Origin of the sequence: Rheinheimera soli, assembly GCF_031457405.1 — a bacterium.
Taxonomy (GTDB): Bacteria; Pseudomonadota; Gammaproteobacteria; order Enterobacterales; family Alteromonadaceae; genus Pararheinheimera; species Pararheinheimera soli_A.
In genome coordinates this window covers 1-16,386 of record NZ_JAVDWR010000031.1, presented here as the reverse complement: position 1 = coordinate 16,386, position 16,386 = coordinate 1, and the positions used below count along the sequence as shown (strand labels likewise).

3 protein-coding genes are annotated in these 16,386 nt (G+C 44.3%); all 3 read right to left on the bottom strand.

Features of this window, described 5'->3' with window-relative positions; all coding sequences use genetic code 11:
* A partial coding sequence (locus tag J2W69_RS20040) for a non-ribosomal peptide synthetase (protein WP_310281909.1) occupies positions 1 to 5,863 on the bottom strand: 5,863 nt, incomplete at its 3' end.
* Positions 5,860 to 13,647 (bottom strand): non-ribosomal peptide synthetase, encoded by a 7,788-nt coding sequence (locus J2W69_RS20035; RefSeq protein ID WP_310281907.1) that lies wholly within the window; start codon positions 13,645 to 13,647, stop codon positions 5,860 to 5,862. The genes J2W69_RS20040 and J2W69_RS20035, both read right to left, overlap by 4 nt.
* On the bottom strand, positions 13,647 to 16,386 hold a 2,740-nt coding region (locus J2W69_RS20030), incomplete at its 5' end, for a non-ribosomal peptide synthetase (protein ID WP_310281905.1). The genes J2W69_RS20035 and J2W69_RS20030, both read right to left, overlap by 1 nt.

The following is a 16,386-nucleotide window of genomic DNA, read 5'->3' as shown; positions in this document are numbered from 1 at the left end:
AGCTCAGTTCACTGCCAGATTGCGCTTTACTCAGCAACAACAACTCCGTATCACTGTCTTTCACCTGATACGCCAGCCGTGCACGTGGATGGGATAGCTCTAACGCCACATACGACGCCCCCGCATAATGCACCCCCAACACCGCCACTACTTGCGCAATCCCACGGGGCAGATAAATACCCACCCGGCTACCAGGTCCAATATCCAGCGACCGTAGGTAATGACCCAAACGCTGCACACGGCTCAGTAACGCCTGATAGCTCAGACTTAACTCACCTTCCCGTACCGCAAGATGCTCAGGATGGGCCTGCGCCTGACTGATAAACTGCTCAAGCAGGAACGCCGGCTCCTCGCCGTGCTCCTCCCCCTTCTCCAGCGCTGTCAGGTCCGTCAGAGCCTCATCGTCTAATAACGACACCGCATGACTGGCCGACACATCCGCCAGACACAACGCCACCGCCTTTGTATAGTAACCAGCCATCTGTGCAAGTTGCACCGCGTCATAACTGCCACGGGCATCACGCAATGACAACACAACCCCTGCCGCCTCCTGACGTACATCCACCTGGAACTGATACCCCTGCGCCACCTCAGTGCCATCAAGACTAAACAACACTTCCTGTAAAAATTGTCCCTGTTGACGTGCTATCGCCGCTATCGGATAACGTCCATATTGTTGTCGTGTTGCCAGCTTCGCCGCCACCTCAGCAATCAAACCAACCCAGCTTTGCTGTGATACTCCCGCGCTCAGGACAAACAGCTCATCTCCTGCTGCCACACAACTCAACGCATTGGATTGACCACTCAACTGTGCAAGCACACAAAAGTGCACCGCCAGCCACACCGCCAACACAGGCACATCCAGCCCCTGCGCCAACGCGGCCATCTCATCTGGTGCCACCTCAGTCAACACCTGTGTACAAACCTTAGCGCTTTTATCAGCCGATGAGCCTGTAGCGCCCGGCAGCTGCTGTTTCGGCGCATTGCCCAACAGCTCAGCGTAATAGCGCTGATCTGCCAAAAAGCGCTGATAAACCGCCGCAGGACCTGCCAATAAATCACTCAAAGGCATCTCAGGAGAATGCAATAAAGCCTCAGAGAGTTTGGCTATCAACGCCTGAGTGCACTGCATGACCTGCACAGCATCCACCGCACTATCCAGCTGCACACTAATTTCGAACCCCTTAGCAAGGTCGTCCACCAATAAGCAAAAGGGGTAGTTACTGCGTTCCTGACCTGCAATGAGTACAACCTTGGAATCACTGTTACCTAAGTCTTCTAAGTCACCAACTGCAGAATGGCGATAGTTGAGCATACTGCTAAACAGCGGGGCATCATCAGCGATGGTCGCAGCGCGTTGAGCGGCAGCCAACGAGGCCTGTTCATAAGGCAATAATTCAGTCAATGAAAATGTCACTTGAGCGAGCAGTTCAGTGACAGACGTATTGTGCAGTTTCACTCTGAATGGCAGGGTATTCATAAACACCCCTACGGTGTTAACGGCACCAGTAGTTCCCTGCAAACGTCCTGATACGACTGTCCCGAATACAACATCTTGTTGCCCACTGAAGCCCCCGATCAAGATCCCCCACGCAGCATGAAAAATAGCGGCAGGAAACAGACCAGATCTTCGTGCTACCTGACGTAATTGTGCACATACTGCAGCAGGAACTGCTTCTTTAAGTTCGTTGATCTGACTGCCATCGCCTTGAACATTAATCAGGCCAAAGGGCAACGATGAGTGCTTCACATCACCAAGGTTCTGTTTGAAGTAGGCAAATGCGTCATGCTCACGGGCTCGATGCAGGGTATGGGCAATAAACTCGCGATATGGCATTGGTACCGCCAGAAACTCAGTTTGGCCCAACTCAAACGCGGTCAACTCTCGTTGAATAATATCTAAGCCCACGTGATCTGAAACCATGTGATGAAACTGTACCAGCAACAGATATTGTCCTGTCTGAACCACAGGCATCACTTTAATGCTAAGTAATGGAGCTTTGTCTAGCGCCATATGTTGAAGCTCGGGAGCACACATTGCTTGCATATAAGCTAGCGGGTCTTTCCCTTGTGGAGTCTGTAACCATTCAATCGGCAATTTTACCTCACGTAAAACCACCTGAACTGCTTCGGTCAAAGATTCAAAAACAATGGCAGTACGAAGAATATCGTGACGATCAACAATAAAAGTCATTGCTTGTAAGAAGTTGTCTAAGACGTCTTTATCACGAACTTTAAACAGCAATGGCATCACATAAGGGTCGCCACCATCATGAATCATCATATGATGGAAAAAAATACCTTGCTGTAGCGAACCTAGCGGATAAATATCCTGAATATTACCGACCCCCCCTGGCACCCGACTACAGATCACATCTATCTCTTGTTGGGACAATTCGACTAAGGGCAACATCTGGGGAGTCAAAGCCTGAGAGTCAACAGAAATGAGATTTTCAGGCGCAACGAACCTATCTTTTACATCTTGACTATCTAACGCTTTAGCCAAATCATACAATCTAGGCGAGGCAAACAACTGCCTGACTTCCATAACAATATTGCGTTCTTGTAAACCAGAGATCACTTGCATCACCAGCAATGAATGACCACCAAGTTCAAAGAAATTGTCGTGAATCCCGACTTTGTCTATACCTAATACGTTCTGCCATATCTCACAAAGTGCTTGCTCTATTGCTGTGTTTGGTGCGGCATATTGTTGCTGTTGCACACTCATATCAAGTGCCGGCAGTGCTTTAGTATCCAATTTACCATTGGCGGTCAGTGGAAGTGCCTTAAGCAACATAAAGACAGAAGGCATCATATAATCTGGTAAAAGCATAGCAAGCTGCTGCTTCAGTTCATCCCGAATACCACCAGCCTCTTGTTCTGACAGCTTATCGATGACAACATAGGCCACCAGCCCTTGATGACCTGAAGGTAAGGTTTGCACCAAGACTACGCAATCGACCACCCTATCGCAGTTGTTTAATGCATGTTCAACCTCGCCGGTCTCAATCCTAAAACCGCGGAGCTTGATTTGAGAATCAAGACGGCCCAAGTAAGACAACTGCCCCTGAGGCAGCCAACGCACCAGATCTCCGGAGCGATATAACCGTTCAGAGCTGTTCTCATCGCCACGTTGGTAAAATGGGTTATTAATAAAGCGCTCAGCAGTCAGTTCAGGACGATTGAGGTAACCTCTAGCAACACTTTTACCGCCAATATAGAGCTCGCCAGGCACACCCAAACCAACAGGTATCAAATTATCACTTAAGACGTAAAGCTGCATATTGCCAACGGCCAAACCAACAGGTACAGCCAGACCATTAAGCTCAATGGCATTACCTGCTGTGACGCTGTATGTTGAACAGCCAACTACAGTTTCGGTTGGACCATATTCGTTAATCAAGATGCTGTTTGGTAACAACTTCTGCACCCATTTTCGTGCAAGACTTGTTCGCAATTGCTCACCGCCTACGACCAATAAATGGCATTGTTCACTGATCGTAGGGTGGGCATAAACTTGCGCGATACCTTCCAGATGAGATGGCGTTACTTTAAACAAAGTTGGAGTGTCAATATTACCCATTAGTTCGCACAATGCCTCTAGCTCAGAAGCAGGATCAGAGTCAAACAAATACAAAGATTTCCCCGACACTAACGCCCCCCAAAGGCTCGTCACTGTTGCATCAAAGGACAATGGTGAGCTCACCACCGCGCCAGTCACTTGTGAGAAATACTGACTGCGTGCATGCTCAAGGTAATTAAGCACCTGTGCGTGCTCGACACTCACCCCTTTAGGTTGACCTGTAGAACCAGAGGTATAAATGACATATGCAAGATCAGTGGGTGTGACCTGTGGCAATGCAATTGCCTTGATCTGAGTCAATTGACTTATAACACTCTCATCATCCAGACAAACAACACCATCTTTTGAAGGCAACTTCTCAGCCACTGACATCCTGCTGATAATGGCTTTAGGGCTGGCATCCTGCACAATGTAAGCAATTCGGCTTTGCGGGTATAGCGGATCCATTGGCACATAAGCCCCCCCCGCCTTTAATACCGCTAACACAGATATTACCATCTCAACGCTGCGATCCAGGAAAATACCGACCAGCGAACCTTGAGCAACGCCCTGATGAGTCGTTAAATAAGCGGCAAGCATATTCGCTTTTTCATTGAGCTGGGTATAACTTAATGATTGTTCTCCCAGAATAATGGCAATACTTTCACCATTTTCTGCAACTTTCTGTTCAAACATAGAATGAACTGAACTAATCGACTGATAAGTAACTGAGGTTCTGTTGTATAAATCAACCAACTGCTCTGACTCACCAGCTAATAACATGTTGGCTTTGAACACGTCAGTTTGCGGTGAACTAACCAGTGAAGTGATTAACATATTGAAATGTTGGCCCATTTTAGCAATAGTTGCCTCACTGAGAAGCGCACAGTTGTACTGCCATCTAAACGATAAACCATGTTTTGACTCTAAAATATTTAACGTCAGATCATACTTAGCGAAATCGTGGTATTGTTCAGTCGTACAGAGTGTCAGGCCAGGTAGTTCAAAATTAGACTCGCCTTCATTGTTAAATACCAAAAGTATCTGAAATAACGGAGTGTGATTGAGACTGCGGACTGGCTGCACCTCTTCCACAACTTTTTCAAATGGCACCTGAGACCTGGCATAGGCATCAAGCAGCAAAGATTTGCTTTGTTTTAATAGCTCATAAAATGATGGTCTTTCAGATAAATCTGCACGTAGTACCAAAATATTAATAAAGAAACCGATTAAGCCTTCTAGCTCTTGTTGACTACGGTTCGCTATGGGCGTACCGACCACAATATCGGTTTCGTTAGAGTAGCGCGCTATAAACGCAGAAAATGCAGCGTGGATACCCATAAACACAGAAGCACCAGTATCCTTACACAGTGCTATCAGTTTCTTAAAAACTTCAGAGTCAAGTGTGGAAACATGAGTTGCACCGTCAAAGGTTTGCTGTGGTCCACGGGGAAAATCCAACTGCAAGTTGTGCAGCGCTGGCGCACCTTCAAGCTGTTTACGCCAATAACCGAGTTGCTTTTGGTATTCTGGACCAGCGACCCATTGACGCTGCCAGTAGGCATAATCAGAGTACTGGATCGGTAAAGGCGCTAACGGGTTCTCATCCCCTTTAACATAAGCGGAATAAAGTGCGCAAAACTCACTTATTAATACTCCAATAGACCATCCATCGGATGCTATGTGATGCAAAGTAACTAATAAAGTGAAACTGTCATGACTGCGCTGAACCAAACAGGTTCTAAGTAATAAATCGCAGCTTAAGTCAAAACACTGAGCAGCTTCTGCTTTGGTTAGCTGCGCCACTTTTTCTGCCTGCGCAGCCCCTTTGATATCACTTACATCAGTGACTGGTACCTGATAATGTTTGGCTTCATGAATAAACTGATAGGGTAAATTATTTTCCCCCAAAAGAAAGCTGGTACGTAAGCTTTCGTGCCGTTCAAAGATAGTACTAAACGCTTTATCCATGGCTTGCTTATCCAGCTCACCTGTCAGAGTTAGTGAAAAAGCATCATTATAGTGGGAGCTAGCTTGCTCAATATGATTCAATAACCATAAACTTTGCTGGGCGTGCGATAATGGAATGAAACCATCAGCCTTGACCGGTTTAATCGCATTTTCCTGAATAACAGAACGTTGCAAATAATCAATCAATTTTGCTTTGTGTTCTTTAAGCCCAATAAGGATTTCTTGAGTCATTGCACCTTTAGGTGCATTGATATTCAGAGAGCCGCCCTCAAGTGTTAGCTTGATACTTTTGCTGGCAAGTGCCTTAAATAGTTCTGACAAGTTCATATTGTAAAATTTTCCGTATCTATTATTTCTTCACTAACATCATTAGAAAAGAAATTAAAATTCTGTATGTTAATAGCAATTGCTGAATCAATATATGCAGCAAAACTTTCTAAGTCTGTTAATTCAAAAAATAAATCCACCGCAAAATCGACATTGAATGTTTCTTTTAACTTGGTCTGAAGTTTCATAGCAAGCAGTGAATGCCCGCCTAATTGGAAGAAATTGTCCGCCAAACCAATCTGCTCGACCTCCAATACCTCTGACCACAGTTGACTGAGACGTTTTTCCGTTTTAGTTTGTGGCTTGACATAGCGCCAGAGCGCAAGGGTTTCAGGTAAAGGTAGGGCTTTGCGGTCAATTTTCCCGTTAGGTGTCAGTGGCAATGCATCCAATTTAAAGAACGCGCTCGGCACCATATAGTTAGGCAGTTTCCCATGAAGTTCGCGGCGCAAGGATTTCTCAACACTATCTGAAGATAACTGCATATCTTTACTGAGTTCCATTAATTCGCTAATCAACGGTAACCCGGCAAATGCCAGATCTTCATCCATCCAGTCAACTAAACAAGCAACCTCATTGACACCGGCATTCATTATCTTTTGTAGCATTGGTAGCACACTTTCAGTTGTGCCGATTAAAGACGATGTACGGGTATATCGGAGATAGGCAAAGCTTAGCAGGTCTTCTTCATCTACATCTACGAGCTCTTGTTCGGTAATTCCCAGTCCTGCTAACAAAGGTTTTACCAACGCTACATGAGCGCGCATGTAATTGATGAACGGCTTGCGAGCTTTTTCCAAGGCATCTTGCAGATCTTCAGCTAAATAGGTATGGACCATCAAGGTGACCCTCCCCTTAGCAGGTTCATGGCCATGTTTGGCTAACGAGGCGCGATACAAATTAACATTTGCTTCCACTTCCTCAATGGCTTGACCTAAAAGATGAGTAAGCAAATTTGCGCCTAAACGTCCAGCTTCGATAAAAGTATCTGGATTACCTGCAGCGGTCACCCAAATAGGCAATTGCTGCTGCACTGGTTTTGGAAAGATCTCAATATCTATGGGCTGTTGATTACCATCTATTCGCGTAATGGTTTCACCTTGCCACAACGACTGTATGGTCTTGACACCTTCGACAACATGGGTTTTGCGTTGTGCAAAACCCTCTGGATTTAACACAAAATCTCGGGAGTGCCAACCGCTTGCAACAGCCAACCCAACGCGGCCTTGAGAAAGGTTATCGACCACAGACCATTCCTCAGCCACACGAATCGGATCATGCAACGGCATCACGACACTACCTGAGCGAAGCTTTATCTGTTTGGTCACAGCAGCCAAAGCAGCACTTAAAATCGATGGGTTGGGATACAAAGCCCCAACCGGATCGAAGTGACGCTCGGGTGTCCAGATCGCTTCAAACCCATGAACATCGGCATATTTCCCCGAGTTGAGATAAAACTCATAAAGATCATTTTTAAGACTGTGTTGAGCACCAAAATAGAACAAACTAAATGATAGCTGTGTACGGTTTTTCTGTTCCGTCTCGCCTACAAAATAACATAGCAATTGCGCGTCGGCATCTTCAGTTTTATGTGCAATGACCACAACATCTTTTACGCCCTGATAACTTCTTAGCTGATTTTCTATTTCACCGCACTCAACCCTGAAACCACGAATCTTAACTTGCTGGTCAGCACGGCCGAGGTACCGGAGCTGACCATCAGGCAACCAACAAACCAAGTCACCTGTACGATACAAGCGCTTTGAGATGCCAGAGTTAGATTCATCATGAAATGGATTATTTATAAACTGTGACTGCGTTAAATCCGCTTTATTCAAATACCCCCTGGCCAAGCCATCACCACCAATCAATAACTCGCCAGGCACTCCAACAGGTGATAACGAACACGTTTCATTAACCACATAAAATTGAGTATTCGCAATAGGACCGCCGATACAAACGTTCTGTTCCTGAGGTGAAATCTTTTTAACTGCCGACCAAATTGTAGTTTCCGTAGGCCCATACATATTCCAAAGTTCAATATGTTTCTGATCCATCAGAGTCTTGGCTAACGTTTCACTAAGAGCTTCACCACCACAAAGCACTTTCAGGCGACTTTGATTTTTCCAACCAGCATCTAACAACATTTTCCAAGTGGCAGGAGTCGCTTGCATCACACTGATTTGTTCGTTGTTTATTAAGCGAATCAATGCTTGAGGGTCAATTGTCGCAGGCTTGCTTGCAACCACCAACACAGCCCCTACAGTCAAAGGCAAGAATAACTCCAGAACATGAATATCAAATGAGGTAGATGTCACAGCTAACAGTGCATCATCGCAACTGATCCCCGGATTTTCTGCCATGCTAAACAAAAAGTTAACCACACTGTGATGCTCTACCATTACGCCTTTAGGTTTACCGGTTGAACCCGATGTATAAATCACATACGCCAAATGATTAGCATTAAGACCCAGATTCGTAGTCAGATTAGTACTAGCTAAATCTTGCCAACGGTCTGCGGCCATTAGCAAATCAAAGCTCAAAGAGTATGTCTTTAATGGAGGCAACTTCATAAGCAAAGCTGAATTGCTGATAACCAGGTCTAGGCCCGAGTCTTCCAATATATAATTTAAGCGAGACTCAGGGTATTCCGGGTCCATCGGCACATAAGCCCCGCCGGCCTTCAGCACCGCTAATATAGCGACCACCATATCGGCAGATCGTTCTAAACAGATCCCAACCAGACTGTCAGGTTTCACGTTATGCTCAGATACTAAGTAGTGAGCCAATTTATTCGCTTTGGCATTCAATCTAGCGTAACTGAGCTTTTCATCATCAAACACCAAAGCAATCGTATCTGGAGTTTGCTTCACTTGAGATTCAAACAACTGATGGAGACAGACCGTTTTAGCTGTGTACTCCGTGTAAGTCGCATTAAACTCTGCTGTCAGCTGGTGCTTTTCATTTGCTGGTAAAACTGAAACTTCACGGATAGGCGCATTGGGGCGTTGTGACAAACAACTCACCAATGAAGCCAACGTGCAACACATATAACTCATAACGCGGTCAACACTCAATGAGGGTGCAGTTTGGAAAGTGAGTTCAAACCCATTCCCTAATTCATCGACTGCCAGACTCAACGGGAAGTTAGTTCTTTCTATGCCTCTGATGAGTTCAAAATCTGAATGTTCAGTAGCAGCAATATCTTCTGGCCGAGAATGACGGTAGTTGAGTATGGAATTAAATAACGGCGTGCTTCCAGGCAATGCCGAGCATCGTTGCGCCAAGGATAAAGAAGTTTGCTCATAAGGTAATAGCTCAGCTAACGCCGTTTTGACGTCATTAACCAGTGCCAAGACACTGCACTCAGCGAGCTTAACACGCAACGGCAGCGTATTCATCAGTACCCCAACGGTCGCATTTGCTCCTGGCATGCCCTGCAATCTGCCGGACAAAACAGTACCAAATACCACATCGACCTTACCGCTACAGGCAGAGACAAAAATAGCCCAAGCCGCATGAAAGAGCACCGCAGGGCTAACATTCAGCTGTCTCGCCACAGCGCGTAACTGTTGATTGATGTCCCAAGGTATAGGTTTGCGCAATTCATTGATATTTCTGCCATCTCCTTGCACGTTTAATAAATTAAACGCCAAAGTAGGCTCTTCGACATCAGCAAATTGCTTAATAAAATAGGCTGTGGCATCAGTTTGAGTTTCTTGCTTTTGTGTGTAAGCAATAAATTCTCTATAAGGCACAGGGGTTGAAAGCGATTGTATATCCCCAGCTTGATGTGCCGCTATTTCACGCAACAGGATTTCTAATCCTACGTGATCGGAGATCAAATGATGGAGTCTGAGCAACAAGAAATACTGCTCAGTTTCAGTATCTTCCATCAGGTTCACTTCAAAGAGTGGCGCTAAGGATAAATCCATATATTGCATTTGTGTTGCTGTCAGCGACATCATCTGAGCAAATGGTGTTTTCGTGTTATCACTTTGTAGCCATTTGACTGGTAGCTCTACCTTACGACACACAACCTGCACGGGCTTCTCTAACCCTTTCCATATTACGGCAATCCTTAACGCTTCGTGACGAGCGACTACAAACGCAAGTGCGGCTAAAAATCCATCGACAGCCTGCTTGTTTTTGACCTTGAACAACAATGGCAAAATATAAGGGTCTGCTTCACGACTTATCATATGATGAAACAATATCCCTTGTTGCAAAGGACCTAGTGGATAAATATCCTGAATATTGCTGGGACCATTTGGTACTTGCTCAATAATAAGGGCAAGCTCTTTTTCATCTAAATTCACTAAAGGCAACATATTGGTTGTAATGTGTTGACAATCTGGTGGAATCAGATTGTCAGGCGCACTGAACTCACTTAAATGTTCTGAAAAAACAGCCCTAGCCAGAGCTTTGATCGTTGGTGTTAAGAATATCTGTCGCGCCGTTAGATTCATCCCCATTTGCCGCATTTTAGGCAGCAATTGCATCACCAATAAAGAATGACCACCAAGTTCAAAGAAATTATCGTTTACTCCAATCTTATGGGCTGCAATATCCAAAACATCAGCCCAGACCGCAACCAAACTTTCCTCTATATCGCTACTTGGTGCAACATAACTTTGGCTTGATTCAAAATGAACTTCCAAGGCAGTTAACTTGCGACGGTCTACTTTGCCATTGGGAGTCAATGGGATTTGTTTAATACCAACAAAGGCTGCGGGTAACATAAAATCAGGCAAACTCTGTTGTAAATGAGCTTTTAGTGCATCACTGGGCAAACTTTCATTTTGCTCTGCAATAGAGTCATCGACAACATAATAAGCAACAAGATGCTTGCTATCTGCCTGCGTAATGGCAATGACCACAGAATCTTTAATCGAAGCATGTTGATTAAGTTGTGCCTCAATCTCTTCAAGCTCAATACGGAAACCGCGAATCTTAATTTGGGTGTCTTTTCTGCCTAAAAACTCAATGGTACCGTCTTCTAACCAACGTGCCATATCCCCTGTTTTATACATTAAGGTACCAGGCTCAAACGGGTTTGGAACAAACTTCTCGGCACTCAACTCTGGACGATTAAAATAACCTCTAGCCAAACCATCACCGCACGCATGCAACTCTCCGGGTACGCCTATTGGCACAAGTTGGTTGTTCTGGTCGAGAATATACACTTGGGTATTGGCGATCGGCTTGCCTATTGGTAAAGACTTCAGTTGTTCATTTATGTGACCACTTATAACATGGCAAGTGGTGAAAGTCGTATTTTCAGTTGGCCCATAACCATTAACAAATGTGGCCCCCTTACAATGGTCTAAGAATTTTTTTGTTGTATCAAGGGGCACAACATCGCCACCAGCAAGCATTACGCGTACGTGGCTCAATTTATCAAGATAGTTACTTACCGATAACTGAAACAAACCAGAAGTTAGCCATAAAACACTGACCTTCTGACTTTGAACTATCTCGCATACTTCAGCGATAACATCACTGCCGGGAGGGGCAATAACCAGTTTTGCACCATTTAATAGCGCCCCCCAGATCTCAAATGTCGCCACATCAAAAGAAATTGAGCAATATTGTAGAATAATATCCTTGTCGCTAATACTTATATAATCCGTATTAAGCACAAGACGATTAATCCCTCTGTGCTCTACCATCACGCCTTTGGGCTGACCGGTAGACCCTGAGGTATACATCATATATGCAAGCTGATTTTCTTTAGAGTTGTTCCCTGAAGTCATGCATTTAGGCAACAATTGACCGCCACTTTGTGATATTTCAGACCAGCGTGAATCTACAGCAATCAATTGAATATTGTCTGATACAAGTGATGACAGCTTATCTATCAGCTTTTGGTGGGTTAAAATAATACTAGTTTCAGCGTCTTCAAGCATAAAGCAAAGTCTGTCCTGAGGATACTCTGGGTCCAAAGGTACATAAGCACATCCAGCCTTCAACACTGCCAGCATAGAAACAATCATTTCAATGGAGCGCTCAAAACAGATAGCAACTAATTGATTGTCTTTTAAGTCTTTATACTGCAAAAATGCGGCTAATTTATCGGAGCGCTCATTCAACTCCTGATAGCTAAGATGCTGATTTCCGGACACTAATGCCAAAGCATGTGGATTACGCATTACACACGCTTCAAATATCTCATGGACGCAGAACGATTGACCAAAATCAGTTTTCGGCCCCAAACTGGCTGAGAGCAAAGTCGCACGCTCATCATCTGGCAACAGATTAAGCGTAGAAATTTTTACTCGGTTATCCCTTATTACCGCCTTTAACAACGTAACGAAATAGTTTGCTGCTCGTTTAAAAGTATTTTCAGAAAATAGACTTTTTGAGTATTGCCATTCCAAAGTTAAACCATCATTGGTTTCTATTACATTGAGCGTAAAGTCGTACTTAGATGTGGTTGTTGGCAGCTCGACTGCACTTACAGTCAAATTAGGCAATTCAATAGCTTGTTGCTTCTTGCCAGTATAAGACAGTAATATTTGAAACAGAGGGCTAAAGCTCAAATCTCGCTTTGGCTGTAGACTCTCTACCACCTGTTCAAACGGCACCATTTGATGAGAAAGCGCCTCTAACATTACCTGCTTATTACGTTTTAACAAAGATAAAAAGTCTGGATCATCAGCTACATCTGTACGCAGAACTACAGTATTAACAAAATAACCAATCAAATTAATTATTTCAGGCTGCTCACGATTAGAGACTGGCGTTCCGATAACAATATCAGTTTCATTACTCCAGCGTGACAACAACACAGTCAATAACGTATGTATCCCTATAAATTGAGAAGCACCAACTTGCTGACAAAGTTTATTGAAGGGTGTGACCAAAGACTTAGCAACCTGATTACGATAAATCGCCCCTTCATAACTTTGTTCTTTAGGACGGACAAAATCTGTTGGCAAACTGTGCACCAAAGGTAAGTTTGCCAACTGAGTAGTCCAATAATTTAAATGCTGCTGATAGAGCTCACCAGAAAAGTATTCCCGTTGCCAAATTGCATAATCGCCATATTGAATCGCTAATGGGGTCAATGCTGCCAAAGTGCACTCGCTAAAGTGTCTATACCAAACAGTAAACTCATTGATTAAAACACCTACAGACCAGCCATCAGAAACAATGTGATGCATATTCAGCAGCAAGATGTGCTCATGCTCGCCACTCTTAATCAACTGGCCTTTAAACAACAGTTCATTGCCAAGGTCAAATATATGCGTCACTTCTTTTACTGCCAGCTCGTTGACGGCCGCATACAAACTTTCCCCTTCAAGATGGCTATAATCATATTCAGTTAAGCTGAACAGCTCGACCATTTTGACTCGTTGTTTCGGCTGCCCTGAGTCATCAACCACAAAGAACGTTCTGAGGCTGTGATGGCGTTCAATTATCGCAAAAAAAGCCTTATTTAAGGAGCTAACGGATAAATCACCTTCAAGCTTGAGCATAAAAGGAATGTTATACTGCGGCGTACCTTGCTCAATATTATCCAACAACCACAAGCTTTGTTGGGCAAAAGATAAAGGCACACTTTCCATGCTATTACATTTGGCAGTGATTATGGGTAATGCAAAGCCACTACCTTGTTGCTTATTTTGTAGATACTCAATAATGGCATCCTTATTTTCGGCAATCTTCGTTTTAAGTTCAGCAGACATCGCACCTTTTTGCGCTGTAAAGGCCAGACGTCCTTGCTCAACATAAAGATATATGCCGCTTTGCGCGGCTTTTAAGATGAGTTCACTAATCATTAGAAAACCCCTTCTTCTAACATGCTTTCATCGAAACTTCTCATGTTTGCTTTGTTCAGTCGCTGCGTATCTATTTGAGTAGCAATTTCAGCAATGGTAGCTCCATTAAAGAAATCTCTAAGTTGGATATCTGCATCCATAGTACCTTTGATTTGAGATATAACATTCACCGCCAATAGCGAATGCCCACCGAGTTCAAAGAAGTTATGGTAAATACCTACTGGCTCAACCCCAAGGACCTCATGCCACACCCGACACAAAACTTCTTCGGTTTGTGTACGAGGGGCAACGTATTGCTTCAGATGCGCTGTCACATCAACAGCAGGCAACGCTCGACGATCTAATTTGCCATTGGCGGTTAATGGTAAAGCGCCCAGTAACATGGTGACCATTGGCAACATGTACTCAGGTAGCAAAGCCAATAGGTGCTGTCTTAACCCTTCACAGAAGCTCTCTTCAGTTTCTTCGGTAATGCTTGGGGCGACAACATATGCAACCAGACCATTTTCTCCAGACGGTAAAGCGCTCATTACAACCACAGAGTCTCTGACATCTTCATAAGTGGCAATAGCGTTTTCGACTTCACCTATTTCTATCCTAAAGCCCCTAACCTTTACCTGTTGGTCCAAACGCCCCAAATAAGCTAGATTACCAGTTGGCAACCACTTCACCAAGTCACCGGTCCGATATAAACGTTGGGACTGACCTTGCTCACTTTGATAGTATGGATTGTCAATAAAGCGCTCAGCGGTCAACTCAGGACGCCCCAAGTAGCCACGTGCCAAACCAACACCGCCAATATACAGCTCACCCGCAGCGCCGTGTGGCAGCAATGATTTATTTGCTCCCAAAACATATAATTGAGTGTTATCAATAGGACGCCCAATCGGTGTCGAGGTACTCTCTGTCAAATCAGCCTGACAGTGATAGTAAGTGACGTCGATTGCAGCCTCGGTTGGACCATATAAATTATGCAAAGCAATATGAGGATATTGTTCTATAAAACTTATCGCCAATTTCTGCCCAAGCGCTTCACCACTACAGAAAACCTGCCTTAAAGAATGACAGTCAGACAAATCCTGTTGCGCCAACAAACTACTTAACATCGATGGCACAAAATGAATTCTGGTGATTTTATGGAAACGAATAGTATTAACTAAATACTCTGGTTCTTTATGTCCGCCGGGACGAGTCATCACCAAAGTGGCGCCTTTAACAAGTGGCCACATCAACTCCCAGACAGACACATCAAAACTAAATGGTGTCTTTTGCAACACCTTATCGCCGGGTTGTGTGACATACTCACGTTCCATCCAGCTAATACGATTGACTAAAGCCTGATGTTCAACCATCACCCCCTTTGGTTGTCCTGTAGAACCAGAGGTGTAAATCACATAAGCCAATTGATTTGCTGCAACACTAGGCAAGATGCAATTGTTTTTTTGATGTAAGTCCGAGTTCAGTTGTTCGTCGTCTAAACAAACTGTCTTTACACCTGACAATTTTGAAGCCAACCCGTTGTTTGAAAGCACTACATGAGGACTTGCATCTTCTAACATAAAGTTCAGTCGACTTTGTGGATAGTCGGGATCTAACGGCACATAAGCCCCACCTGCTTTCAAGGTTGCTAACACTGCCACAACCATCTCAATCGAACGCTCAAGGTAGATCCCAACTAAAGACTCCTGGCCGAGCTGATAATGCTCAATCAGGTAACCAGCCAACGCATTCGCTTTGTCATTGAGCTCCGCATAGCTTAAGCGTTTATCCTCAAACTCCAATGCAACAGCATCAGGTGTTTGCTGCACTTGGGTTTCAAATAATCCATGAATATTGCTCTCAGAGCAATAATCATTGGTGGTTGAGTTGTAATCGAACAATAATAGCTGCCGTTCCTGCTCTGATAATAAGCTCAGTTCATAACTGTTTGCGTTAACATCACTGAGTAACAAGTCTGTAGCCTGAATAAAGTAATTACTCATGCGCTTTATAAAATCATAACTAAAACGACTGCTGTCATAACGCAAACTCAAACCAAGACTGTCATCGTCACCTCCCCGCTGTGTATCTACCGTCAAACCGAAGTTAGTTTGTTCAAATTCAGAAGACGCCAAAAGCGACATCTTCTCAACATCTTCATTCACATCTACTTGCTCAAATACATGAAAATGGGTGTAGTTAAACAACACTTCATCAAAACTAAGACCCGTATCTTGCGCTATCTGAGCTAAAGGATAATGACGATGAGGCAAGGTTTGGTTGTTGACCTGTATCACTTGCTCAATCAGGCTCTTCCAATCCCCTACTTTAGGTTCAATCACCATAGGTATAGAGTTCAAAAATAGTCCAATGCCCGCATCCCCCCCTTCGGTTTCAGGACGACCATTGTGCACAACATTGGTTAGCACTTTCTTTTGTCCGCTAATAAAGTGTAGAACCTTTATATGAATAGTTTGCAACACGGCCTGTAACGGCACACCTAAAGAACCTGACAACTCGATTAATTGTTTAGATCGAGAACTAAACGCATCAACAGAATGTTGGCTGTGTTTTGATTGCTCCTCAGCACTCATATTCCCCGGCAGCTGTTGAATCGGGGCCTCAGCCAACATATCAGTAAAGTGCGTTTTAGAGTCAGCATTGACTAACGCCTTCTGCTCAAGCGCAATATACTCCCGATAAATATGCTCTTGCACTAATGGCTCAGGCGTTCGCCCCTGCAGCAACTGATGATAACGG